General features: G+C 68.7%; 28 protein-coding genes. 15 read left to right on the top strand and 13 right to left on the bottom strand.

Going from position 1 to position 23855, the window contains the following annotated elements:
* Positions 1-227: 227 nt before the first annotated feature.
* The 5 genes from NF557_RS17195 (at position 228) to NF557_RS17175 (ending at position 6359) form a co-directional block, all read left to right on the top strand.
* The gene (locus NF557_RS17195) at positions 228-4082 is read left to right on the top strand and encodes a replicative DNA helicase (protein ID WP_252620993.1); all 3855 of its coding nucleotides are present in this window, start codon (positions 228-230) and stop codon (positions 4080-4082) included.
* A 480-nt stretch (positions 4083-4562) separates the two neighbouring features.
* Positions 4563-4811: a type II toxin-antitoxin system Phd/YefM family antitoxin gene (locus NF557_RS17190; RefSeq protein ID WP_252620992.1), complete on the top strand. Its 249-nt coding sequence runs from the start codon at positions 4563-4565 to the stop codon at positions 4809-4811.
* Positions 4808-5149: a PIN domain-containing protein gene (locus NF557_RS17185; RefSeq protein ID WP_252620991.1), complete on the top strand. Its 342-nt coding sequence runs from the start codon at positions 4808-4810 to the stop codon at positions 5147-5149. Before NF557_RS17190 ends, NF557_RS17185 begins: the two co-directional genes overlap by 4 nt.
* Before the next feature lie 590 nt (positions 5150-5739).
* Entirely contained in the window at positions 5740-5982 is a 243-nt protein-coding gene (locus tag NF557_RS17180) for a hypothetical protein (protein WP_252620990.1), read from the top strand.
* Positions 5979-6359 (top strand): type II toxin-antitoxin system VapC family toxin, encoded by a 381-nt coding sequence (locus NF557_RS17175; RefSeq protein WP_252620989.1) that lies wholly within the window; start codon positions 5979-5981, stop codon positions 6357-6359. The genes NF557_RS17180 and NF557_RS17175 overlap by 4 nt, the downstream gene beginning before the upstream one ends.
* A 72-nt stretch (positions 6360-6431) precedes the next feature.
* On the opposite strand, the gene NF557_RS17170 is transcribed toward NF557_RS17175, so the two are convergent.
* The gene (locus tag NF557_RS17170) at positions 6432-7214 is read right to left on the bottom strand and encodes an alpha/beta fold hydrolase (RefSeq protein WP_252620988.1); all 783 of its coding nucleotides are present in this window, start codon (positions 7212-7214) and stop codon (positions 6432-6434) included.
* A 143-nt stretch (positions 7215-7357) separates the two neighbouring features.
* Here NF557_RS17170 and NF557_RS17165 point away from each other — a divergent pair, with 143 nt between their 5' ends.
* Positions 7358-7903, top strand: coding sequence for a GNAT family N-acetyltransferase (locus tag NF557_RS17165; RefSeq protein ID WP_252620987.1), 546 nt, complete (start codon positions 7358-7360; stop codon positions 7901-7903).
* A 550-nt stretch (positions 7904-8453) separates the two neighbouring features.
* Here the strand turns inward: NF557_RS17165 and NF557_RS17160 are convergent.
* Complete coding sequence (locus tag NF557_RS17160; protein WP_252620986.1) at positions 8454-9152, bottom strand: VC0807 family protein; 699 nt, start codon at positions 9150-9152, stop codon at positions 8454-8456.
* A 58-nt stretch (positions 9153-9210) separates the two neighbouring features.
* On the opposite strand from NF557_RS17160, the gene NF557_RS17155 reads away from it, so the two are divergent.
* Positions 9211-9780 (top strand): PadR family transcriptional regulator, encoded by a 570-nt coding sequence (locus tag NF557_RS17155; RefSeq protein WP_252620985.1) that lies wholly within the window; start codon positions 9211-9213, stop codon positions 9778-9780.
* Between the two features lie 62 nt (positions 9781-9842).
* Positions 9843-10427, top strand: coding sequence for a dihydrofolate reductase family protein (locus NF557_RS17150; protein WP_252620984.1), 585 nt, complete (start codon positions 9843-9845; stop codon positions 10425-10427).
* 3 nt (positions 10428-10430) lie between these two features.
* Here NF557_RS17150 and NF557_RS17145 read toward each other — a convergent pair whose 3' ends face one another.
* A complete protein-coding gene (locus NF557_RS17145; protein ID WP_252620983.1) occupies positions 10431-10718 on the bottom strand; it encodes a hypothetical protein in 288 nt (95 codons plus the stop codon).
* Between the two features lie 53 nt (positions 10719-10771).
* Positions 10772-10978 (bottom strand): hypothetical protein, encoded by a 207-nt coding sequence (locus NF557_RS17140; RefSeq protein ID WP_342454492.1) that lies wholly within the window; start codon positions 10976-10978, stop codon positions 10772-10774.
* Between NF557_RS17140 and NF557_RS17665 the strand changes: the two genes are divergently transcribed.
* Positions 10964-11092 carry a hypothetical protein gene (locus NF557_RS17665; protein ID WP_256855725.1) on the top strand — a complete coding sequence of 43 codons (129 nt, stop codon included), beginning with the start codon at positions 10964-10966 and terminating at the stop codon, positions 11090-11092. The two genes, NF557_RS17140 and NF557_RS17665, sit on opposite strands and share 15 nt — an antisense overlap.
* A 26-nt stretch (positions 11093-11118) precedes the next feature.
* On the opposite strand, the gene NF557_RS17135 is transcribed toward NF557_RS17665, so the two are convergent.
* Positions 11119-11823 carry a class I SAM-dependent methyltransferase gene (locus NF557_RS17135; protein ID WP_252620981.1) on the bottom strand — a complete coding sequence of 235 codons (705 nt, stop codon included), beginning with the start codon at positions 11821-11823 and terminating at the stop codon, positions 11119-11121.
* 174 nt (positions 11824-11997) lie between these two features.
* Here NF557_RS17135 and NF557_RS17130 point away from each other — a divergent pair, with 174 nt between their 5' ends.
* From NF557_RS17130 to NF557_RS17110, 5 genes are all read left to right on the top strand, one after another.
* Entirely contained in the window at positions 11998-13509 is a 1512-nt protein-coding gene (locus NF557_RS17130; RefSeq protein ID WP_252620980.1) for an amidase, read from the top strand.
* A complete protein-coding gene (locus NF557_RS17125) occupies positions 13506-13997 on the top strand; it encodes a hypothetical protein (RefSeq protein ID WP_252620979.1) in 492 nt (163 codons plus the stop codon). Before NF557_RS17130 ends, NF557_RS17125 begins: the two co-directional genes overlap by 4 nt.
* Positions 13998-14047: 50 nt before the next feature.
* Positions 14048-14713 (top strand): maleylpyruvate isomerase family mycothiol-dependent enzyme, encoded by a 666-nt coding sequence (locus tag NF557_RS17120; RefSeq protein WP_252620978.1) that lies wholly within the window; start codon positions 14048-14050, stop codon positions 14711-14713.
* The gene (locus NF557_RS17115) at positions 14713-15366 is read left to right on the top strand and encodes a maleylpyruvate isomerase family mycothiol-dependent enzyme (protein WP_252620977.1); all 654 of its coding nucleotides are present in this window, start codon (positions 14713-14715) and stop codon (positions 15364-15366) included. Before NF557_RS17120 ends, NF557_RS17115 begins: the two co-directional genes overlap by 1 nt.
* A 108-nt stretch (positions 15367-15474) precedes the next feature.
* Positions 15475-16122, top strand: coding sequence for a nitroreductase family protein (locus NF557_RS17110; RefSeq protein WP_252620976.1), 648 nt, complete (start codon positions 15475-15477; stop codon positions 16120-16122).
* Positions 16123-16190: 68 nt separating this feature from the next.
* Here NF557_RS17110 and NF557_RS17105 read toward each other — a convergent pair whose 3' ends face one another.
* The 4 genes from NF557_RS17105 to NF557_RS17090 form a co-directional block, all read right to left on the bottom strand.
* On the bottom strand, positions 16191-16898 hold the full coding sequence (locus tag NF557_RS17105; RefSeq protein ID WP_252620975.1) for a 4a-hydroxytetrahydrobiopterin dehydratase: 708 nt from the start codon (positions 16896-16898) through the stop codon (positions 16191-16193).
* 120 nt (positions 16899-17018) lie between these two features.
* Positions 17019-17525 carry an SRPBCC domain-containing protein gene (locus NF557_RS17100; protein ID WP_252620974.1) on the bottom strand — a complete coding sequence of 169 codons (507 nt, stop codon included), beginning with the start codon at positions 17523-17525 and terminating at the stop codon, positions 17019-17021.
* Positions 17522-17923 (bottom strand): ArsR/SmtB family transcription factor, encoded by a 402-nt coding sequence (locus NF557_RS17095; RefSeq protein WP_252620973.1) that lies wholly within the window; start codon positions 17921-17923, stop codon positions 17522-17524. Before NF557_RS17095 ends, NF557_RS17100 begins: the two co-directional genes overlap by 4 nt.
* Positions 17924-17972: 49 nt before the next feature.
* Positions 17973-18512, bottom strand: a complete 540-nt coding sequence (locus NF557_RS17090; protein ID WP_252620972.1) for a hypothetical protein — start codon at positions 18510-18512, stop codon at positions 17973-17975.
* Between the two features lie 89 nt (positions 18513-18601).
* On the opposite strand from NF557_RS17090, the gene NF557_RS17085 reads away from it, so the two are divergent.
* A complete protein-coding gene (locus NF557_RS17085) occupies positions 18602-19429 on the top strand; it encodes a PhzF family phenazine biosynthesis protein (protein WP_252620971.1) in 828 nt (275 codons plus the stop codon).
* 23 nt (positions 19430-19452) lie between these two features.
* Here NF557_RS17085 and NF557_RS17080 read toward each other — a convergent pair whose 3' ends face one another.
* The 4 genes from NF557_RS17080 to NF557_RS17065 are packed head-to-tail and all read right to left on the bottom strand — an operon-like array spanning position 19453 to position 23629.
* Positions 19453-19896 (bottom strand): PaaI family thioesterase, encoded by a 444-nt coding sequence (locus NF557_RS17080; RefSeq protein ID WP_252620970.1) that lies wholly within the window; start codon positions 19894-19896, stop codon positions 19453-19455.
* 21 nt (positions 19897-19917) lie between these two features.
* Positions 19918-20673, bottom strand: coding sequence for a response regulator (locus NF557_RS17075; RefSeq protein WP_252620969.1), 756 nt, complete (start codon positions 20671-20673; stop codon positions 19918-19920).
* Entirely contained in the window at positions 20670-22874 is a 2205-nt protein-coding gene (locus tag NF557_RS17070; protein WP_252620968.1) for an aromatic amino acid transport family protein, read from the bottom strand. The genes NF557_RS17075 and NF557_RS17070 overlap by 4 nt, the downstream gene beginning before the upstream one ends.
* Positions 22871-23629, bottom strand: coding sequence for a MinD/ParA family ATP-binding protein (locus NF557_RS17065; RefSeq protein WP_252620967.1), 759 nt, complete (start codon positions 23627-23629; stop codon positions 22871-22873). Before NF557_RS17065 ends, NF557_RS17070 begins: the two co-directional genes overlap by 4 nt.
* Between the last annotated feature and the right edge of the window lie 226 nt (positions 23630-23855).

Here is a 23855-nt window from a genome sequence, read left to right as displayed (position 1 = left end):
AACCTGGGTGCCGCGCCTCAGAAAGTTTGTTGTCCACAGGCCTGTGCACAGACTGTGAACGACGAGTCACAACCCTTTGCACAGCCTCTCCCCAAGGTTGTCCACAGGCTCGCTTGGGGGTTGCCCGCCGGAGCCGTAACGTGAGGCGATCACCTGCTCGTCGCGGTTGCCGCTCGGGGGTGTCAGTGGTCAGTGGTTGTCTAGCGGCATCCGGATGAGGGAGGCACATGTCGCTCAGTGAGCTCGAGGCAAGCTACTCCGAGGCGCCCGATGGTCCGCCGGAGGACCGGCTGCCACCGCAGGACGTCGCGGCCGAGCAGAGCGCGCTCGGCAGCATGCTGCTGTCCAAGGACGCGATCGCCGACTGCGTCGAGACGCTGAAGGCCCACGACTTCTATCGCCCGGCCCACGAGTCGATCTATGAGGCGGTCCTCGACCTCTATGCCCGCGGTGAGCCGGTCGATGCGGTCACCGTCTCTGACGAGCTGAGCAAGCGCGGGGACCTGGCCCGCATCGGCGGCACGACCTATCTCTACCAGCTGATCAACCAGGTGCCGACGGCTGCCAACGCCGGTTACTACGCACAGATCGTCTCGGAGCGGGCAGTGCTGCGCCGCCTCGTCGAGGCCGGCACCCGCATCGTCCAGATGGGCTATGCCCAGGGCGGCGGCGATGTCGACGACATCGTCAACATGGCCCAGGCCGAGGTCTATGGCGTGGCCGACAAGCGTGGTGGGGAGGACTACCACCCGCTGGCGAGCCTCCTCGAGCCCACGATGGACGAGATCGAGCACGCTGCCGGCACGTCCGGCGAGATGTTGGGGGTGCCCACCGGCTTCACCGACCTGGACGAGCTGACCAACGGCTTGCACCCCGGGCAGATGGTGATCATCGCTGCTAGGCCAGCCGTCGGCAAGGCTCTCGCGCTCGACACTCCTCTGGTGACGCCTGACGGGTGGACGACCATGGGCCAGGTGGCCGTGGGCGACCAGTTGCTCGGTGCCGACGGTCGCCCAACGACTGTGGTGGCGGCGACGGACGTCATGGCGGAGCGCCCCTGCTTCGAGGTGGAGTTCTCGGACGGTTCGGTCATCGTCGCTGACGCCGAGCACCTTTGGCAGACCAGCACCCGGCTGGAGCGCAGAGGTCTGAGGGATGCGCCCACGAGCGTGCGCACCACGAGGGAGATTGCAGACACCCTGCGCTGCAAGACCGCTGACGCGCGCCTCAACCACAGCATCACCCTGACCAAGCCGCTCGATCTTGCCGAGGCTGACCTCCCTGTGTCGCCCTATGTGCTTGGTGCCTGGCTCGGTGACGGGGAGACAGCCGGTGCCCGGCTCACGTCGGCCGATCCGGAGCTGGTGATGCACTTGGAAGCCTCCGGGATCGAGGTCAAACCTCTTGGGGGGATGAGTTACTCATTGCTCCTCCCCAAGTCCCCGATTGCCGAGCGCTGCTGCGTGGTGTGTGGCGCCGTCTTCGTGCCCCAGACATCACAGGTCAAGACGTGCGGGCGCAGTTGCGGCGGACGCTCCCGCGGGCTCGGCGAGCCGTCCGTGGCCAGCTGTCCAGACTGCGGGAGACCGTCGGCTGGGACGCGTCGTTGCCGTGCCTGCAATGCAAGCCACGGGTCAGTCAAGGCGCTGCTGCGCACGATCGGCGTCCTGGGCAACAAGCACATCCCACCCGAGTACCTCCGTGCCAGCGAAGGCCAGCGCCGAGCACTGCTGGCGGGCCTCCTCGACACCGACGGCACGGTGACGGGGGGCGGGTGCGCGCAGTTCACCTCGACCTCGGAGCGTCTGGCCGCTGACGTGCATGAACTCATCCTCGGGCTGGGCTACCGCTGCGGCTGGTCCCAGAAGAAAGTCCGTGGCCACACGCCGGAGTCGTCGGTGGCGCACACGCTGACGTTCTCTGCGGATGAGGATGTCTTCCGCCTCGAGCGAAAGAAACTGGTCCACAAGGAACGACGGGTGCGGACCTTCCAGAGACGGGACTCAGTCTTCGTCACGGCAGTCAGGCCGGTGCCCAGCGTGCCCGTTCGTTGTGTGCAGGTGGACAACCACGATCACCTCTACCTCGCGGGCCGATCAATGATCCCGACGCACAACTCCACCCTGGCTCTGGACATCGCCCGTGCTGCCGCGATCAAGAGTGATCTGGCGACGGTTGTCTTTAGCCTGGAGATGAGCCGCACGGAGATCACCATGCGGCTGCTCTCCGCCGAGTCCGAGATCCCGCTGCAGCACATGCGCAAGGGCACGATGCGTGACCAGGACTGGTCGCGCATCGCCGAGACTCAGGGACGCATCCACGGCGCTCCGCTGTTTATCGACGACAGCCCCAACATGTCGCTGATGGAGATCCGTGCCAAGTGCCGCAGGCTCAAGCAGCGTCACAACCTCAAGCTGGTGATCGTCGACTATCTGCAGCTGATGAGCTCGGGCAAGCGCGTGGAGTCGCGCCAGCAGGAGGTCGCCGAGTTCTCCCGTGCGCTCAAGCTGCTCGCCAAGGAGCTTGAGGTCCCCGTGATCGCACTGTCTCAGCTCAACCGTGGTCCGGAGCAGCGCACGGACAAGAAACCGCAGATGTCGGACCTTCGTGAGTCGGGCTGCCTCACCGCCGACACGCGGGTGCTCCGAGCCGACACCGGCGCGCAGGTCACCCTCGGCGAACTGCACGAGTCGGGGGAGTGTGACATCCCCGTGTGGGCGCTCGACGACTCGTTGCGCTATGTGCGTCGTCATGTCACGCACGTCTTCTCGACGGGACAGAAGCCGGTGTTTCGCATGACGCTTTCCTCGGGCAAGACGATCCGCGCGACGGAGAACCATCGGTTCCTGACCTATGACGGCTGGCGGGCGCTCGGCGACCTGCGGACGGGAGACCGCCTCGCCGTCCCGCGGCACGTGCCGGCGCCGGAGCAGCACGATCCGTGGGTCGACGATGAGGTGGTGCTCCTGGCGCACATGTTGGGCGACGGCTCGATGGTCAAGCGGCAACCCCTGCGCTATGCGTCCATTGATGAGGAAAACCTGCGGGCCGTGACGCGAGCGGCGATGCACTTTGGTGTCATGGCGGTGCGCGATGAATATCCCGCGGCAGGTTGCACCACACTCCGCCTGCGTGCCCCCTACCGGCTCGCGCGGGGTCGCCGCAACCCCATCGCGGAGTGGCTGGACGGGATGGGCCTGTTTGGTCTCCGTAGCCATGAGAAGTTCGTCCCAGCGGGGATCTTCCACGCGCCCAAGCGCCAGATTGCGCTGTTCCTCAACCACATCTGGTCCACCGACGGCTCGGTGACGGTCACCAAGGGGCAGCGAGGTGGGCGCATCTACTACCACTCCACAAGCCGGCGACTGGTGGACGACCTGTCGACGCTGCTGTTGCGCTTCGGCATCTCAACCCGGACCCGCACCGTCCACAAGGACGGCTACCGGGACGGCTACAGCATCGACATCTCCGGCGCCGACAGCCAGCGCCGCTTTCTCCAGGAGATTGGGGTGCACGGAGGACAGTCGACCTCGGCTGCCGCGCTGCTGGAGATCATCCGTGACCGTCAGGGCAACACCAATGTCGACACGGTGCCAGCCCAGGTGTGGGACACCGTCCGCGCAGAGCTGGCGGAGCAGGGCATGACCGCCCGCGAGGTCCAGGCCGCACTCGGGACGCAGTATTGCGGCACGACGCTCTACAAGTCGGCCCCGTCGCGCGAGCGACTCGCTCGAGTCGCGGCAGTGCTGGACAGCGCTGAGCTCGAAATGGAAGCCACCAACGACATCTTCTGGGACGCCGTGAGGACCGTCGAGCTGGACGGGGTCGAGGAGGTCTTCGATGCCACCGTCCTCGGGACACACAACTTCGTCGCGAATGGCATCGCGGTGCACAACTCGATCGAGCAGGATGCCGACCTTGTCATCCTGCTTCATCGCGAATCGATGTATGAAAGAGAGTCGCCTCGCGAAGGTGAGGCCGACGTGATCGTGGCCAAGCACCGGAACGGTCCCACTGACACGATTGTCGTTGCGTTCCAGGGACATTATTCACGGTTCACGAACATGGCCAACAGCTTCTAGCTGATTGTTGTCGAGATGCAGCGAAGATTTCGCAAACGCGCTTCGTATGTTTCATAAATCGTGTGTTATGACTCAAGCGAGTTCTTAGGCTTGCATGTTATGAATGGAGGCGGCGGGGTCGCAACCCGCGCGCGAGTCAGCCTTCCTCCCAGCGGTGCCGCGAGCCACACTGATGCGCCGGGCGGCGGCGGGAGACCTATCCCTTGCCCGGCCGTTGCGGGCAAGGGTGACGACGCTAGTCAGCGTCGTAGGGGTTGCCGACATGAACAGGCGGTCCCCGTCGGAGCACCCGTGGGCCAGCCCCACCACGACTGTGCCGCCGTCCCGAAGGGGATTGACTGCGTGCTCGAGATCGTCGAGGCGAACTGATTGCTCACCCGAGTGCCTCGCCGTGCGCGGCACCACGTGACTGCACCGCCCCCGAGTGGCGCGCGACAGGCAAAGTGAGCGAGCGTGTAGCACAAGCGCTACCATGGGGTCATGGAAACGGTTGGACTTCGTGAGCTGAGACAGGACGCTTCCGGACTTCTGCGACGCGTGGAGCGAGGCGAGGAGATCATCATCACCGTCTCCGGTCGGCCCAGCGCCCGACTCGTGCCAGCTGGGCAGAACCGTTGGCACCGCTGGGATGACGTCACGGACCTGTTCGCCGGCCCTGCCGATGCGGACTGGAAGGCTGATCGAGACCTGGTCGAGGACACCGTTCGCGACCCCTGGGCAGAGCAGTGACTGAGCAGACGGCAGCGGACGAGCGGGGCCTGCTCGACACGAGCGTGGTGATTGCCGAGGACGTCACGCCAATACCCGGCGTCCTGGCCATCAGCGCTGTCACGCTGGCCGAGCTGCACTTCGGGGTCCTGGTTGCCAGGTCCGCTGAGGTACGCGCCGAACGCCTTCGGCGCCTCAGTATTCTTCAACGCCGATTCGATGCTCTCCCCCTCGACGAGGTAGTGGCGGCCAGTTACGGCCGCCTCGCGGCCGCGGTCGTAGAAGCCGGACGGAAACCGCGTCGACGCACGATGGACCTGTTGATCGCGCCTGAGTTTGTTCATTTGCTTAGTGTGTGAGTTTGCGGCCCGGATCGAGCATCTCGGGACGTTCTGGGTAGGTAGGCGCCTCCGCTCTCTTCCGGCACCGGCGCGTCTCCTTGACTTCCGCGGACCAAGCGAGGACGAACGGCGTCGATCTCTGGCCACGAGCGACGGTAGCGCCGCAGAAGGCGAGGGCCGCGACCGTTGACAGGTCGTCGAGGACTGACATTCGGCTACCAGCGGCGTCGTCACACGCCAGCGATGCGACTGAAGTGGGCCGGGTTAGTGTGTGAGAACCGGCCCCAGGCACCGCGTCGTCGCTGGTCAGCGCCTCGCCCGCTCCAGGGCTTCTTGGGGATGAACAAACTCAGGCCTCGCGGCCGCGGTCGTAGAAGCCGGACGGAAACCGCGTCGACGCACGATGGACCTGTTGATCGCGGCTACCGCCCATGCGCATGACGCTGCTCTGTACACCCGCAACCCGGATGATTTCGGCGGACTTGAGGACCTGATAGATGTGCGCGTGATCTGACCACACGCGGCACTACAGGATCGAAAGCCTCGAGGCGGCACCCTGGCTAGTAACAGTGGGTGCAACGTGCACCCACTCACGCTAGGATTGCTCCATGCCCAAGGTCATGCACATCCGCGATGTTCCCGACGACGTCCACGACAGCCTCGTCAAGGCCGCGGAGGCGCAGGGACTGTCGCTGACGAAGTACATGCTGAGAGAACTGGACCACCTCGCCAAACGCCCGCAAGTCGTGCGAGAGAATGCCGCGGTCGTTCGCCGAACCCAGGCGAAGGTCCAGGGACGTCCAGACCGCGACACGATCTTGGCAGTGCTGCACGAAGGGCGCGGCGATTGAGAATCGTCGACGCCGGCGTCGTGGTAGAACTGCTCGCCGGTGACCTCGACCCTGACACGCTCGGTGAAGAGGAGCTGGCGGCCCCACACCTCATAGACAGCGAAGTCACCCACGTGCTGCGGGGCCTGGTCCGCCGTGGAGTCCTTAGCGAAGAACAAGGCGTCCTGGCGCTCGAAGGCTTCACCCAGTTGACCCTGACCAGGTTTCCCGCTGACTGGCTGCGAGCCAGGATCTGGGCACTGAGGCACAGGCTCAGCGGCTATGACGCCACCTACGTCGCCCTGACCGAAATGACCGGTGCCACTGCACTGCTGACCACCGACGCTGGCCTCGCCAGGACGCATGGACCTGAGTGCTACATCGAGTTGCTGCGCTGACTCTGACTCTCACGTCCCGGAAGCCGTTCCGCCGACAGCGACAAGTGCTTTCGTCGGCTGGCAGCAACGGCCTCAATCGGTGCTGTCCAGGATCAGTTGGGTCGCTTCGTGCGGCGCGTCCCATTGTGGAAAATGGCCGCATCGCTCGAACCAGTGCAGCACCGCGTCGGGGAATAGTTCCGTCGCACGTGCCGCCTGTCTCGGCACGGTCACCAAGTCACGACGCCCCCAACCGATCGTGACTCGGCCGGGCACTGATCCTGCCGGGGCCCCCCGTTGCTTGGGCCCTTTGGTCAGAGCGTCTAGGGCAGCGCCAGTCGACGGGGCTTCGGCCAGCCCGCGCACATCCGGCAACACTGTCTCGCGCGAGAGCGCCCAGGGCCGCGCCGAGAACTGTGCCAACAGCAAGGTCCTGCCCGCAGAGGTGCCGAGCAATGCTGGCAACCTGTTGCGCAGGGCTCGGACCAGTGCGATCGACGGCCGCAGCGTGGCGCCGAAGACGAAGAGCTCGCGGTCGTTCCAAAAGCCGCCGGGGTCCAAAGCCACGGTGTCGCCGCCGACTCCCCGTCGCGCGAGCTCGAGCACCATTCGGCCGCCCATCGACTGGCCGACCGTGGCGACTCCGTCCAGCCCCTGTTCGCGGATGAAGTCCGCGACGGAGTCGGTCAGGGTGGCGATCGAGACCTCGCCGGTCAAAGGTGGCGTTTGCCCGAACCCCGGTAGGTCGACAGCGATCACCTCACGGTGCTCCGCCAATTCGTCGATGATCGGGGTCCAAGATCGCCACCCTGCGCCCAGACCATGCACGAGCAACAGTGGGCTGCCACGTCCACGTCTCACATGAGTCAACGTCATGCTGGGAACGCTATCTCAGGCGGGCTCGGCGCCGGGAGTGCAGTCTTCACTGCATCTCGACACGCTTCGTGTGCCATTCTGCGCGGCTGCGCAGCCCGAGATCGCTTCGGTGCCTCTCCTTTTCCGTCTGATGTACTGACGCGATGCTCCCCAGCGACATGCCCCGCCTCAGTCAGGGCGCCGTGGTCCTTCGTGCGTTCGAAGACCGTGACGTCGCCCTCGTGCAGTCGGTCGCTGACGACCCCTTGATCCCGCTCATCACGACCGTGCCAAGCAGCGGAACCCGGGACGACGCCCTGGCGTACATCGCGAGACAGCACGACCGACTGACCACGGGAGCTGGCTACTCGTTCGCCATCGCGGACCTGGCGACAGACCGGGCGGTCGGTTCGATCGGGCTGTGGCTGCGTGACGTTGATGAGGGTCGGGCGAGCACGGGCTATTGGGTGGCGCCAGACTTCCGCAGGCGCGGGTACGTTGCGACCGCACTTCAGGCGCTGACGTCGTGGGCGCTTTCCCTTGATGGGATCGACCGAGTTCAGCTCTACGTCGAGCCGTGGAACGAGGGATCGTGGCGTGCGGCCGAGAGCTGCGCTTATCAGCGTGAGGGACTGTTGCGGTCCTGGCAGAAGATCGGGGACGAACGCAAGGACATGTACATGTACAGCGTCCTTCGTCCGAAGCACTGACATGCCGCTGTGCGCAAGAATGGGGCATGGGTCGAGGAGCGGCTCCAGTCTGTGACGAGTACTGGGAGGCCCACCGCAACCTTGAGGGACAGTGGGATGCGCCTGAGAGTCGACACCGATGGCGGTCTGGATCGTGTCCAGGCCGCCCATGCTCAGCATCTGTAGGTCGGTCAGCACCAGGTCGGGCGCGTGCTCGAGGGTCAGTGCGACCCCGTGCTCGCCGCGGTCATGCGGGCGCCGCCTCGACCGCGCTGAGCAGTGGCAGCGGCGACAGCGGCGCTTCGTATGGTCGGGGGGTCGCCACTCGAGGTATCCGGTGGGGGCCACACCCACAGCTCACGGCGTGTGACCTCGTCAAGCGAGAGTCCCCAGTGGTGAGTCCCTGCAGAGCTGACCCAACGTAGCCGCCCGCGCCCCGATGTCGGCGGCCCCCGCCCGCTCTTGCCAGGCGCAACGCTCGGGGATACGCGTCTTGAAGACCAGGTGCCCGAAGCGGACGAGTACTTCGTGGATCGCGCGCAGCGTGCCACGTCCTGAGGTTGCTCGGCGTTCAGTTGGTTTTGGGGGCGGTGATTTCAGAGTCCAGCAGGGGGCGGTCCAGGCTCCGCTCGGCGCGTGCTGTGTACCAGGCTGTCCAAGCGACCAGGAACACGGTCAGGGCAGGGGAGGCCGTGCGCAGGACGGGGACCGACACCTCCACCGCGACGAGCAAGATGGTGACGATCTGCCCGGCTGTGGCGACCAGATAGGTCACGGCCCAGACCGCGGTGATCCGGCGGTGCAACCAACGGAACGGGCTGCTCTCCTCCCAAAGCAGGTCCCACTCGGCTCGGCCGGCCTGGCCAGGTGCCACGAACCTCCGGACGATGAAGAACAGCAGCGGCCTGCCCCAGAACAGGCTTGCGCCGGCCACCACGGCGAACAGGCCCGCAGTGGCAGCGCTCTTGAGCAGGAACACCCGGGCGTCCCCGGACCACCAGGACAACGTCACGGTGAGCAGGAAGGAGAGGACGACCATGACTAGGAAGGTGTCGACGGTCCGGGAACGCAGCGCCGTCCAGCCGGCGCGAAGCCCGGCCACCGCACCGCCGAGGACAAGGGCGTGCACCATTTCCCAGCCGGCCGCCCTTGCGATCCAGTAGGTCCCCAGCCCGAGGCCGACGTCCAGGACCAGCTCTGCGACGAAGGCAGCGAGCCAGGATGTGGGCTGGTTTCTCCCGGCTGGCGCGTCGTTGTGTTCCCCTGTCACCGATAAATCATGACATATCGATATTGACATGTCGAGATCGGTATATACAGTAGGTTTCATGGCACTTCGGTTCGCGATCCTCGGACTTCTGCTGGACGGTCCTAGCAGCGGCTACGACCTCGCGCGGAGGTTCGCCGAAGTCATCGGCGCCTACGCGTGGGACGCCAAGCACAGTCAGATCTACCCAGAGCTGCGCGGACTCGAGGAGGAGGGGCTGATCGAGGTCGCCGCTCGCGGCGCTCGGGGGCGCACGGCCTACCGGTGCACGGCCGAAGGTCTGGCCGAGTTGCGCGGCTGGCTCACCACGCCTCCGGAGTCCAGGGGTGGGGTGAGGAACGAGCACGCCTTGCGGCTGTTCCTGCTGCCGGCACTGGACCATGAGGACGCGATCGAGGTGCTCCGGCACACCGAGGCGGCGGCGACGGCCCAGGCCGAGCGTCTCAGTCAGGAGGTCCTGCGGCTCCAGGAGGCGACCGGGGCCGCGTCCGGAGGTCCGCTCGGGCTCACTGCTCAGTACGGGATCGGGTCGTTCCGGGCCACCGCGCAGTGGGCGAGGTCCGCGATGGACCAGGTGGCGGTAGACGCCCGGGCCGGGCGCTGGCCCGGCGACCACCCCTCACGACGATGAGATTCGCCGCGGTCCCGAGTCTGCCTCTACATGCCCGATCAACCGCGTTGGAGGAGAGCCTCGTGACCGCTACATACACCTTCGACGTCTATTCCACCCTCGACGGTTATGGCTCCTACGGCCCCGGCGGCGACTGGGGCGCCTACTGGGGCAAACAGGGTCCTGAGTTCCTCGACCGTCGCCTGGCTCTGTATGCGGGGGAGCAGCGTATGGTCCTCGGAGCGACCACCTTCCGGCAGTTCGTGCAGATGATCGGCCCCAGCACCGGGGAGGTGACGAACCTGGACCCGGTGAACACCCGAATGAGAGCCATGCCGACCACGGTGGTGTCGTCCACGCTCGAGGACGCTCTCGACTGGCCGGACGCGACCATCGTGCGTGGCGACGCTGTTGATGTCGTCGCCCGGCTGAAGGAGGAGTCCGAGGTGCCCTTGCGCTCGCACGGCAGCCTGTTGATGAACCGGGCACTGATGGCCGCCGGCCTGGTCGACCGCGTCCAGGTCACGATCTTCCCCGTCATCACCGGTCAGACCGGCACGGACCTGATCTTCCAGGGTTCGGCCGACTTTGACCTCGAGCTGATCGAGAGCCGGACGCTCGACGGCAACACCCAAGAGCTCACCTATCGACCCTCGCTGCACGCCTGAGCCTCAGGCGGGCTCGACCGTCTTCACCATGACGCAGTTCTTCAGGCCTTTGGGCCGGTCGTCACCGCTGATCGCTAGCTCCGTCACGCCCTGTCGCCGGTGGCGCTTGTCCACGAAGACGCGGGTGATCCGGTAGTCGGGGTCCACGGTCTTGGTGGCGTCGTACTGCTTGCGGTGGTGGATGTTGGGCAGCTCGACCGGGGGGCCGTACTCGGCCCACGCGATGGCCGCGAAGGCGGGCCACGTGTCGGTGCTGAGGGGCGCGATCACGTATGACGGCTCGGTGTGCATGTCGCTCCTTGGCGAGTTGGGTCCACGCACCGCAAGTCACGCAAAATGGCGGTTCAGTCGTCCGCCGCGGGGGACTCGGCGACGCATAGGACTCCCTTGTTGCCGTCCTGGTCGGCGATGACGGTGAGAGAGGGTGCGTTGCTGTCGTTGACGTCCAGTTGGGTCACCCATTCGACGACGTGTTCGGTGACCTTGTCCTCGCGGTAGATGGCATCGTCGCTGATCAGCTTGAGGTCGACGTACCCATGACCGATCGACACCTGCGGATGGTGGCCAAGCGTGTCGCCTGCCTCGCCCACCGCAGCGACGACCCGTGCACCGGTGCCGACGTCGTCGACCAGGTAGCGGGCATGCAGTCCCTGGCTGATTCATGACCTGCCGCGCCCCGTGTGTGGATGCCTCAGTCTCGACTCCAGGTGTGAAGCAGGTAGCCGTAGCTGAGGCACACCCGGTCAGGATGCGCCCGGAGCCAGTTGTCGGCCACGTCGCGGGGGAACTCCAGGTGGAGGACGGCTTCGAGGTCGGCGCGGGAGTCGAACTCCCACGAGCTCATCACCGGGGTCGTGTCCGCCCCTTTGCTCGTCCACCAGTCGCGTGCGTAGGTGTCTTGGCCCTGGGTGGCTGCCCAGGGGCTGGCCTTGAGCAGGTCGGCGAACTCACCCTCCTCGGTGTCGTTGTCGATCACGACGAGCTTGCCGCCGGGCTTGAGCACGCGGCTGACCTCGACCAGACCCGGTGTGGGATCGAAGTCGGTGTGGGGGAAGAAGTAGGCGAAGCGGGCGTGCACCACGTCGACCGACTCGTCAGGCAGCGGGATGTGCTCGGCGGAGCCGTGGAGGACCTGCGCGTGGCCGGGCCTGTCTCGGGCCAGATCCAGCAGCGAGGAGTCGGGCTCGACCCCAGTCACCTCGGCCGCCTCCTGATACCGCGGCAGCCAGAAGCCTGAGCCGCAGCCCAGATCGAGCAGAACGCGACCCGGCCAGGGGGCCAGCCTCACGAGCTCGCTCCACAGCACACCAGGTCGATCGATGGCGCCGTTCTCGATGTCGTACAGCGCCGGGTCCACGGCCTGATTGCCGGCGCGCACGAAGTCTGGGAAGTCCATGCGGGCATCCTGCGCGATGGCAGCACGAGAAGCGACCCTTTTCCTGCGCAGCCGACTGCACTCGTGCAGCTGGCCCCAGCCCGCGCCCATCCTCGTGGTCCTCATCCTGGCCGTGGGCGACCGGCGTGGACACTAGGCTTTCATCGCAAGAACTCACCATCCCGCGGAGGCGACGTGCAGGACTACCAGGAGCACGACGCGGTCTCTCTGGCCGCTCTAGTCCGTCAGGGCGAGGTCACGCCCGATGAGCTTCTCACCGAGGCGCGACGCCGCCGGGACGAGGTCAACCCCCAGCTCAACGCCGTCGTCATGGACCTCGACCCGCCGGTCGTCGCCGAGGGTGCAGAGGGGCCGTTCTCCGGGGTCCCGTTCCTCCTCAAGGACCTCGGGCAGTATGTCGCGGGTCAGGCGTGCAGCGACGGCAGCCGCTCACTGGTCGGGTTGCCCCGCTCCGAGACCGGGACGGCGGTGCAACGGTGGCTTGACTCAGGTCTGGTGATCTTCGGCCGCACGAACACCCCGGAGTTCGGGGCCAAGGGCGTGACCGAGCCAGCGGTCTACGGTCCCGCCCGCAACCCCTGGAACACCGATCACACCCCCGGTGGCTCGTCCGGTGGGTCGGCCGCGGCTGTGGCGGCGGGCATCGTGCCGTGCGCAGCGGCGAGCGACGGCGGCGGGTCCATCCGCATCCCCGCCTCCGCGTGCGGGCTCTTCGGCCTCAAGACCTCGCGCGGTCTGGTCCCGTCGGGTCCGGCGCAGTCGGAGTCGCTGGATGGCATCGCGACCAACGGCGTCATCTCCAGGTCGGTCCGTGACACGGCGGGGATGCTGGACGTGCTGGTCGGGCCGGCCCCTGAGTCGCCCTACCCGATCGCCGCACCGAGCACGGCATACTCCGACGAGGTCGGGCAAGACCCCGGCCGGCTCCGGATCGCCCTCACCACCGCAAGCTCGATCAACGCCGACCCGCACCTTGAGGCGATCGCCGCCGTGCGCAGCACGGCAGAGCTGCTCTCCGAGCTGGGCCACGAGGTGGTCGAGCTCGAGCAGCCACCGTTCGACGACGCCGCGCTGGCCCGGGAGTTCCTCACGATCTGGTTTGCGTATGCCGCGTATCAGCTCGATCTCGCCAAACAGGCGAGCGGCGCGGACGACTCGCAGTTCGAGCCTGACACCCTCACCATGGCCGCCCTCGGTCGAGCGACCAAACCGATGGAGCTGATCCAGGCGCTCGAGAACAGGCAGGTGCACATCCGGCGTCTCGTGGCCTTCCACGAGACCCACGACCTGCTGCTGACCCCGACCACCGCGACCCCGCCGCCCCGCATCGGTGCCTTCGACCTGCCACCGCGACAGCAGGTGCTGCAGGCCAGGCTCATCAAGGTTAAAGGCACTGGGCTGCTGCGGTTTACGTCCCTCATCGACCAGATCATCGGCGCCAACCACAGCTGGGTCCCCTACACCCAGCTCGCCAACATGACCGGTCGCCCGGCCATGTCGGTGCCCCTGCACTGGACGCCCGACGACCTGCCGATCGGCTCGCAGTTCGTCGGGCGGCTCGGCTCGGAGGGACTGCTGCTCCGGCTCGCGTCCCAGCTGGAGGCGGCCCGCCCATGGGCGGGGCGACGCCCTCAGCTCTCACCGGCGGCAGACCGTCCCACGGGCCCTGGCACAGTGGAGGGGTGAACGGCTCCGGCGACCTGGTGATCTCCCGCGCGCGCTGGCGGGTGGCGCGTCCCTTTGTGGTCATCGCGCTCCTCGGTGTGATCGCCGGTGGACTGGTGGCCGCGGTCACCGGGCCCCTGGATCTGCAGCACGGCTCCTGGGCCGCGGCCTATCTGGTCCTCGTGGTCGGGGTCGCGCAGGCGGTCTTTGGTGCGGGACGCGCCTGGCTGCCTGCCGTCGAGACCGCACCTCGGCCACGGCTCCTGCTCGAGCTTTCGGCCTGGAATGTCGGCAGCCTGGCCGTCCTCACCGGCACCGTCCTCGACCAGGTCTGGCTCGTCGTGGCCGGCAGCGTGCTGCTCGTGGGGGCGCTGGCGTCGTGGGCCGCCTCGGTGCGCACCTTCCGGCAGGAGCAGCGTCTGGTCGCCACGGCATACCTGCTGTTTGTCGCCTTCCTCATCCTCAGCGTGCTCGTGGGGATCGGGCTATCGCTCTCAAGGAGCCTCTAGGTTAGGTCGTGATGGTCCAGGATCACGTTGGTGTCACGGAGGGGAACCACATGCGAGCGTCAGCCGAGCAGGTCTGGTCCGTCGTGCACGCGGACCGCAGGCGGTTGGCTGACGACCTCGAGGGGCTGAGCCCCGAGCAGTGGGCCAGTTCGTCGCTGTGCCCCGGCTGGACCATCCACGACGTCCTGGCGCACCTGGTCGACACGGCGCGGACCGGACGGCTCTCCTTCGTGCGGGACCTGATCGCTGCGCGGCTGGACTTCGACCGGGCCAACGAGCGCGGCATCGCCCGGGTGAAGGCAGCTGACCCGACAGAGACGGTGACCAGACTGCGTCAGGTCGCGGATCTGACCAGGACACCGCCGGCGAACCTCGACACCAGGCTGGTCGAGTCGATCGTGCATGGCGAGGACATCCGCCGGCCACTCGGGATCGAGCGGTCCTACCCGCACGCAGCCGCCGTGCGTGCCCTGGCCTACCAGCTCCGCACCCCGGTCGGGTTCGGCGGTGGTCGCGAGCGGGCTCGCGGACTGCGGCTGGTCGATCCGGACGCCGGCACCGCCCACGGCGCGGGCCTTGAGGTGCACGGCACGACCGTGGACCTGCTCCTGGCGATCTCCGGCCGCGCGGTCGACCCGGCCCGGCTGACCGGGCCCGGCGCGGACCAGCTGCGCCAGGCCGGACCGCCAACCCATCCCTCGACCGAGGACGCCTGATGACCTCACCGACCACCGACACGCTGTGGACCATGACTCACGGCGCTCGAGCCGACCTGGTGGCGGACCTGAGTGTCCTCAGCGACGATCAGTGGCGCACGACCTCGCTCTGCCCCCAGTGGGACGTCGAGCACGTCGTCGCCCACCTCACCGCCGCCGCCAGTGTCGGGCGTGTGCGGTGGATCCGCAGCATCGTCGCCGCCGGCTTCCGTCCCGCGGTCCACAACGACCGGCGGCTGCGCGAGCACCTCGGAGCCTCCCCGGCTAAGACCCTCGCCCGCTTCGAGGAGGTCGTCGGCAGCACGATCGCGCCGACCGGTGACATCGCCGCCTTCCTGGGCGAGGTGCTGGTCCACGGCCAGGACATCCGGGTGCCGCTAGGCATCGACCACGAGCCCGACCTGCTCGCCCTGACGGCCGTCGCCGAGTTCTTCTCCTCCCGGGACTTCGCAGTCCCGAGCAGGTCCACGGTCCGTGGGCTGGCGCTGCGAGCCACCGACGGTGACTTCGAGTCCGGCGCCGGAGCGGTCGTGACCGGACCCACGCTCGCGCTCGTGATGACGATGTCCGGACGCACGGCATACCTCGATCGCCTGGACGGTCCCGGGGTAGCGATACTGCGCGAGCGCCTCGACGCAGGACCGCAGATCTAGGGAACCATGGACGAGCTATGGCGCCGCACTGCGCAGCACGTTTGAGGAGCGCACCGGCGGCACCTGGCCGCTCATCACCTGATGCCACCGACGGGCTAGGTTCGGCGCATGACGATTGCTGATGAACAGAAGCAGGCGGCCGACTGGTTGCTGAGCACGACCCGCGCGGTGCGCAAACGGCTCGATCTCGACCGCCCGGTCGAGCCCGAGATCATCCTGGAGTGTCTGCGACTGGCCGTCCAGGCCCCGACAGGGAGCAACTCCCAGGGGTGGCGCTGGATGGTGGTCACCGACGAAGCCAAGCGCGCGAAGCTCGGCGAGTTCTACAAGTCGGTCGGTGAGAAGTACATGGCCGCCAAGGGAGCCGAAGAGGCAGACGCGCAGACCGGTCGGGTGCGCAGCTCAGCGCGCTACCTGGTTGACGTGATCGAGAAAGTGCCCGCACTCGTCATCCCGTGCATCGCCGGAAAGCCGGCGAACGTCGAGCAGGCCGCCGGATTCTTCGGGTCGATCCACCCGGCCATCTGGAGCTTCTCGCTCGCGTTGCGGTCTCGCGGGCTCGGATCGGTGTGGACGACGTTCCACCTCGCGCACGCGGCCGAAACGGCTGAGCTGCTAGGCATCCCGGACGGGTTCACCCAGGCCGCGATGCTGCCGGTCGCCTACACCAAGGGCACCGATTTCAGACCCGCCGCTCGCGGACCGATCGAGGACATCACGTTCTGGAACACCTGGGAAAACTCGACTCCTGGCTGATCAGCCGGGCACGTCGGAGGCCTGCAACCCGCCCTCGCCGGCTGTCAACCGCCACGAGCCAGCCCTGTTCAGGCGTCGGTCGCAGGGGACTCGGCGACGCACACGACGCCCTTGTTGCCGTCCTGGTCGGCGATCACCGTGAGGAAGGGTGCCTCGCTGTCGTCGACGACGGTGCCACCAGCGGCCACGGCAGCGGCGATCCGCTGCTCGGCCACATCGTGCGCCACATAGACCTCAAGGTGGAAGCGCTGCCCCTGCGCCCCGTCCTCAGCGGCATCACCGAACCAGAGGTTGGGCACCCGTCCCGTGGCATCCCGGATCTCGTCGCTCGGCGACCCGTGGCCCTGCGCGTCAGCGTTGCCGGTCAGCAGGGCGGCCCACACGGGAGCGATCGTCGCGGACCGCGCCGTGTCCAGGCCGAGCTCGACGACACCGACCGAGGTCGGGTCGGCGGCGAGCTGGTGCTCGGCGGCGACCTGCGTGATCGCCCGTGCGAGGTCGAGGTCCTGCTGCGTCACCCACTCGACGACGTGCTCGGTGGTCTCATCTTCGCGATAGACGGCATCGTCACTGACCAGTTTGAGGTCGACATGGCCCTGGCCGATCGACACGCGCGGGTGGTGTCCGAGCTCGTCGCCAGCCTCACCGACCGCGGTCACGAACCGTGCGGCGGCACCGAAGTCGTCGACCAGATAGCGGGAATGGAGCCCCTGTGCCAGCTTGCGCCAGTCGGCCAGCCTGGCCTCGGTGATCTGTGTGCCGGTCAACATATCCATGCCAGGGACCCTACTGGTGCCTACCGACCGTGGCGCAAGGATCGACCGGTCCGGTGAAGGGCTCGGCCCGGTTCCCAGGGCGGCTAGGCAACGACCGCAGCGTCGGTGAGCGCGGTCGGGCTAGGCCTTCGCAGCTCCGCCGAACGCCGCGGCATACTCGGCACTCATCGCCTCGTAGCCACTCCACTCCAGCGAGCTGACCTGCCCGGTGCGCACACTGTCGACGAGCCGGTCGAGATAGAACTCCCAGCCAGGGCCGACGTCGGAGACGGGGTGGTCTCCCGTGAGCGCCTGCGCGAAGGTCAGCACGGTCCGGTCGCCCTCCTCGCGGAGCCGGGCGTCGAGGATCCACACCTGACCGGCGTCGTCGTGCAGGTTGCGCACCCGCAGGTGGTGCGGGGCCGCGCACTCCTCGATGACATAGGTCTCCACCGGCGCGTCGTCCTCGAAGGCCCAGGTGACCTCCACCCGGCCCGTCTCCGGGTCGCCGGTCCAGGTGCAGAACCACCGCCCCAGGCGCTCCGACTCGGTGAGTGCCGCCCACACGTCCTCGATGGGGGCCGCAAAGGTGCGGTCGAGGACGAGGTGGTCCTGGCCGTCGCGCTGCTCGGGTCGTCCGGTGATCATGCGATCTCTCCTGTCGCGGTGCTGGATGCTGCGGTATGCCGGGTGCCGGGTTGGGTGCCCCGCTCACGGACCGTGCGGCGCACCTCAAGCCCGAGGGCATCAAGGTGGTGCCCGGCGACGGGAGGCTGGGGTGCCGATGCTGACTTGGCGGTCAGGGTGGCCGTCCAGTTGCTGACCTCGGCCAGTGCGTCAGTGACCAGCTCGAAGTGCCGCTCCCGGCCATGGTCGATCGCCCGCACCAGCCCGGCGTCACCGAGGACCCGCAGGTGGCGGCTGACGGCCGGCCGGGAGATGCCCCGACCTCTCGTCAGGTCGACCACGCGGGTGGGCCCCTCGCGCGCCAGCTGCTCCAGGAGGCTGCGGCGCACCGGGTCCGCGATCGCCGCGAAAATGTTCATGCAGATAGGTAACCAGTCAGTTACCTATCTGTCAAGAGACCTGGCGGTCTCAGCCCACCGTGAGCTTGTCGACCAGCAGACTGAGCCCCTGCCGGGCGGAGCGCTCCGCCGCCAGCACCCGCTCGTGCATCACCTGTGCCGCCTCGAGCCCCGCGACGGCCCGCTGCTCGGCAGCCACGCTCGCCTCGAGCCCGCTCTCGCGCTCCCGCCGTGCGGCCGCCAGGTCGTCGTGCAGCCCCTGCACCTCGCCGGCGGCCAGCTCCACCGCACGGTCGAGCAGGAACCGATAGGAGGTGCGCAGCTTCTTGGGGTTCGTCTTGCGCTCGAGCGCCTCCACCTCCTCGCTGACCGAGGCCCTCATGAAGACCAGCGGGTCGGAGGTGTAGCGCTCGTCGGTCGCGGTCTGCTGCGCCTGCGCCAGCTGCTCCTGCGCCTCGGTGAGCTCCCGCTCCGCCTCGCGCACCGCCGCGGCTGCGGCCTCGAGAGGGGCCGCAAAGCGTGTCTCCAGCGCATAGACCAGCTGCTCCGCCTCGCCGGTCGCCAAGCCCTCACCGCCCGCGCCCCCGCTCGTCCGGTCCTGCTCAGCCATCGTCATCCACCTCACCCAGCACGTTCATTGCCCCCACTCTCTCACCCGCGCGGATCGCCGGACGCCACGTCGCCGGGCAGACTGACCGCATGCGCTTCTCACAGGTGGACGTCTTTGCCCACGAGCCCTGCCGCGGCAACCCGCTGGCCGTGGTCCACGACGCCGAGGGTCTGTCCGACGACGAGCTCGCCCGGTTCGCGAACTGGACCAACCTGTCGGAGACCACCTTCCTGCTGCCGCCGACACAGCCAGGAGCCGACTACCGGGTGCGGATCTTCACCGTCAGCGAGGAGCTCCCGTTTGCCGGTCACCCCACGCTCGGGAGCGCGCGGGCCTGGCTCGCCGCAGGTGGGCAGCCCGCGACCGAGGGCGAGGTGGCCCAGGAGTGCGGTGCGGGCCTGATCCGGGTCCGGTATGACGAGGAGCAGTTGGCCTTTGCCGCGCCAGGCTTCCTGCGCTCGGGTGAGGTGGAGCGGGACGTGTTCGACCAGCTCGTCACCGCGCTGAGGATCAGCCCCGACCAGGTCCGGCACACGCAGTGGATCGACAACGGTCCCGGCTGGGTCGGAGTGGTGCTCGACTCCGCCGAGGAGGTGCTCGACCTGCGGCCGGACTTCGCGGCTCTCGGAGATCTGGATGTGGGGGTGATCGGTGCGCATGCGCCAGGAGGACCGGCTGACTATGAGGTGCGGGCGTTCGTCCCCGGCCTGGGTGTCAACGAGGACCCGGTGACCGGCAGTCTCAACGCGGGCTTCGGTGTCTGGCTGATCGGTGCGGGGCTCGCGCCGGAGGTCTTCACGGTCCGGCAGGGCACCGCGCTCGGTCGCGCCGGCCACGTCGACCTGCGCGCCGAGGACGGGCAGGTGTGGGTCGGCGGCGCGGCCCAGGTGCTGATCAGTGGCGAGGTGACGCTCTGAGCTGACCGGCGTTGACCCCCGGCTCAGTCCGGGCTGGGTGCCTCGACGCGCATCATCGTGGCGACCATCGTGGCGCAGTGCGACTCCGCGCCGTCGGGTGCCACGGCATACACATCCCCCTGGCAGACCGTGATGGTGCGGCCGGAGCGCACCACCGTCGAGCGGGCGACGAGGCGCTCGCCGCGTCCGGGCGCCATCAGGTTGATCTTGAACTCCACAGACAGCACCTCCGAGCCCGCGGGCATCAGCGTCAGCGCCGCATAGCCACAGGCGCTGTCCGCGATCGACGTCGTCACGCCGGCGTGGAAGAAGCCGTGCTGCTGGGTCAGGGCCGACCGGTTCGGCACCTCGATCTGCACGGCGCCCGGTTCCACCGAGGTCAGCTCGGCGCCCAGGTGCTCCATGAAGAGCTGCCGGGCGAAGGAGGCGCGCACGACCTCGCCGAAGTGCTCGTTGCGGATCTGCATGGCGCTCATCCTGGCACCGACTCAGTCGGGCGCCGAACCCGGGCGTGAGCCCCCGTCTGCGGACGCCTCGCCGCTGCCACGGATGAGTGAACGCAGCTCACCCGCCTGCTCGGCGAGACGCCGGTAGTGCTCGCTGTCGGTCACCTCGCTGACGCGGCGGTGCAGCTGCGAGCGGTCGATCTCGATGCGCAGGTCGGTCACCTGCCGCCGCAGCTCGCTCTCCCGCGCCTGGACCTCGCCGGCCATCTGGACGACGACTCTGGCGAGGGTGCCCAGCCGGTCGGCACGCTGGGCGATCGGCTCCAGGGAGCTGACGTCATAGTCACCCGCCTGGATCGACTCGGCAGCGTCGATCACCCCGTCGACCTGGCGCAGGTGGTCGAGCTCGGTGTCGCGCAGCCGCTTCTGGGCCAGACCCGCATCGATGCGTGCCGCGAGCAGCGGTGCCCGCACCGGCTTGCCAAGGTGGTCGCTGGCGCCCAGCTCGATCGACCGGGCGATCTCGTCGTCGTGCTCGGCCGTGGAGACGACGATGACCGGCAGGTGCTGCAGGCGTGGGTCCGACTTGATCGCCATGAGCACGTCGGTGCAGCTGGTCGGTCCGGCCATCACCAGGTCCAGCAGCACCACGTCGACACCGGAGGCCCTGGCCAGGTGGGCGAGGGCCTGCTGACCGCTGGCGACCGCGTGCACGGTGTGCCCGAGCGCGGCGACGGCCGCGCACAGGGCCTGTCGGTCAGCCTCGCCCTCGTCGACGACCAGGACCTGCGCTGTCATCGGGTGCCACCGAGGTCGATCGTGATGGTGGGGTCCCCGTCGGCCGGCAGGTCGACGCTGCCCGTCCCGTCCGCGGCCAGGGGCACCGGCTGTCCGTCCACGCTCACCGCGACCTGCAGCGGGGTGGAGCTGCCCCACGCGTCGACCTCGTGGGCCCACACCGACAGCTGCTCCGTGTCGACCTCCAGGGCGGGCAGCTCGGCCACAGCGGTCCGCTCGGGGAGCCGGGCTGCCCCCGCCAGTGCGCTGTCCCCACCGGCCGGACCGGCAGTGCGCAGGTCGGTCGACACCGGTCGGCCGTGCGAGGTGACCTGCAGTGCGTCGAGGCCGAGGTCGTGGTCCCTGCGGACCTCCAGGGTGGTCAGCGGACGGAACGCGCCGGAGCGGAACACGGCGACCGTGACGACGACCACGAGCGCGACCACGAGGAACGCCAGCCCGCGCTCGAACGCACCGGTCCAGATGACCAGGCCGTGCGCGGCCACGGCCGCGACGAACAGCAGATAGACGGCGACCAGCACCGGCGGGCTGGCCACCCACCCCAGCGTCGAGGCGGGCACATAGTCCCCGCGGCGCTGGGTGGCGGCGATGAGCAGCACCGGGATGACACCGGTCAGCAGCGGGATCGTCAGGGCGCCGAGCAGGCTCAGAACGGTGGTGAACGACGCCCGACCGGTCAGCACGAGCACCTCGACCAGCACGAACACCGCAGCCAGTGGCGCTACGGCGAGCAGACGCCGCCACAGCGGCTCCGGGCCGCCGCGCCGCCCTAGTCCCTCGAGCAGCTCGACCGTCAGGCTGTGCAGACCGATCGAGGAGTGCACCGCCGCCATCCCCATCGCGCCGATGACAAAGACCGTCCCGAGCACAAGCACCAGCGGGCCGGCGGTCTCGGCCAGCGGCACCAGCGCCGTGCCGGACTCGGCCTCGAGCCGGTCCGCGTCCACGGCGCCGAGCACGACCAGGGTCCACCCGGCATACACCAGGATCACGACCAGCATGGCCGCGGCGGCCCCGCGGATGATCGACCGGCCTCCGGGGTCGCGCTCCAGCATGGTCCGGGCGCCGGCGGCCACCGTGGTGTGGCCGAAGTAGGACGCCAGCAGCACCCCGAAGACCAGCCCGAGCACCGTGGGGTCGAAGCCGCCGCCCGTCGGGGACGTGTCGGCCCGCGCCCACCGGCTCGCGTCGAAAGAGGCGAGCGCCAGCACGGTCAACAGGCCGATGATCAGCAGGTTCACGGCCCCGACCAGCAGGGCGGAGGCGATCGTCGCACTGAACCGGCCGCGCCACACGAAGCCGACCGTGACGAGGAAGAGCAGCGCGATCCACACCGACTCGGGGACGCCGAAGACCTCCTCCAGCGTGCCGGCCAGACCGAGGTAGTAGACGATCATCACGACCGCGCCGAAGACCGCGATGGCCCCCTGCGTCAGGTGCGCGGCGTGCCGCCCGAGGTGTTGGCGGACCACCCCGCCGAGGAAGGCACCCGCCCACCGCACGGTGCCGGTGCGTGTCACCGACTCGGCGATCGCCGCGACGGAGAGCACGTTGGCCAGACCGATGACGACGATGAGCAGCAGCCCGAGGAAGGGGCCGACGCCGGCCAGGGCGATCGGCAGTGCCAGGACACCGGCCCCGACCGTCTGGGTCAGGGTCAGCGCGAAGGCGGCCCAGAAGGGCGACAGGCGGTCCAGTGCGTCCGTCATCCGCGTGCTCCACCAGCGCACCCGCTCGCGCAGGGGGAGCCGGTCAGCCCACAGGTCGTCCGGACGTATGCCGTGCCGCCGGGTCAGTGCCTCGCTCACCTCGGGCTCCGCCACCCCGAGAGCCGCCCGGATGAGGGGCACGTCCTGCCGACGCGCCGGGTGCCTGGCGGCGAAGGCGTGCGCCAGGTCGGCGCGCGTGCTGGGGGAGGTGGGCACCAGATGCGCCCAGGCGGGGGCGGAGCGCTCCAGGTGCTGGGCGCGCGGAGTGGTGGGCAGCTCGGCTCCGGTGGTGAGGGCGGTGACGTAGTCGCGCTCGGCGGTGGCCGCCATGTTCTCGCAGATCGCGGGCAGCGCGACGTGCCGTCGGGTCAGGGCGAGCAGCCCGGCGCGGCTCTCGATGGCGTGCAGTGCGGTGCTCACGCGCTGCCCGGTCAGCCCCCGGAGCACCTCGGCCGCGGTGAGGCTCGGCTGCGCGTCCTCGGTGTCGGTCACGGTGCCGCCCCGGCGAGCACCCAGTCGGTCGTCTCGCCGATCGCGGTGGTCAACGGATGACGGGGAAAGCGCAGGGTGAAGACGTCAGCGCTGGCCAGCAGCATCAGGTCGTCGTCATGGGCGAGCACACCGACGGCGGCGGCGCCATAGGCGTCCTGCACCCGCGCCCGGAGCTCGTGGGTGTCCAGTGTCGCGGGCACCTTGTTGACCACGAGGCCCTGCCGGTGCACGCCGAGCCCTGCGGCCACCTCACCGAGCACCGCCGTGCCCTCGTAGTCCTGCTGGTCCGGGCGCAGCACGGTGAGCACGGTGTCGCTGATCGCCAGGCTGAGCAGGGTCTCCTCGCCCAGCCCGGGGTGGGTGTCGATGAGCAGCACCGCGAGGTCGTGGGCCGTGACCAGGTCTCGCAGGCCCCGGACCAGGCGCTGGGCCTCATAGCCGTCGCGCAGCACCCGGGTGATCTCGCCGGCCCGCACGCTGGCGGGGACCAGCTGGATCTCGCCGGCCAGGTCGGGTGGGCCGACGCGGTGGGACACCTCAGCGATGGTCCGCCGGTCGAAGAGGTAGTCGTTGAGGGAGCCGTCGACACGGGCGCCGTCCATCCCGAACAGGACGTGGATGCCCGGGGAGGCCAGGTCGGTGTCGACCACCCCGACCCGCTGACCGCGCTGCGCGAGCTGGACCGCGAGGTTGGCGGTCAGGCTGGACTTGCCCGTGCCGCCGCGGAAGGAGTGGACCGAGACGATCTGCGTCATGGCGTCCGACCCGCCCGCCCGCGCGGGTCAACCACCCCGGTCCCAGGGCTGCTGTGCGCGGCGCGCTGGAGGGGGCGGCGGTGCCGGTCGCGGTCGCGGAGCATGACGCAGGTCCTCCCGCCTGCGACCGTAGCAGTCCGCAGCGACCCCGAACAGGGCTGTCGCCGCCTCCGTCAGCGCGAGCCGGTGCAGCCGCCCGGCTCAACCCCACCGCGCGGCAGGAGGA

It is taken from the genome of Ornithinimicrobium cryptoxanthini (genome assembly GCF_023923205.1).
Lineage (GTDB): Bacteria > Actinomycetota > Actinomycetes > Actinomycetales > Dermatophilaceae > Ornithinicoccus > Ornithinicoccus cryptoxanthini.
This window is presented reverse-complemented; position numbering and strand designations above follow the sequence as displayed.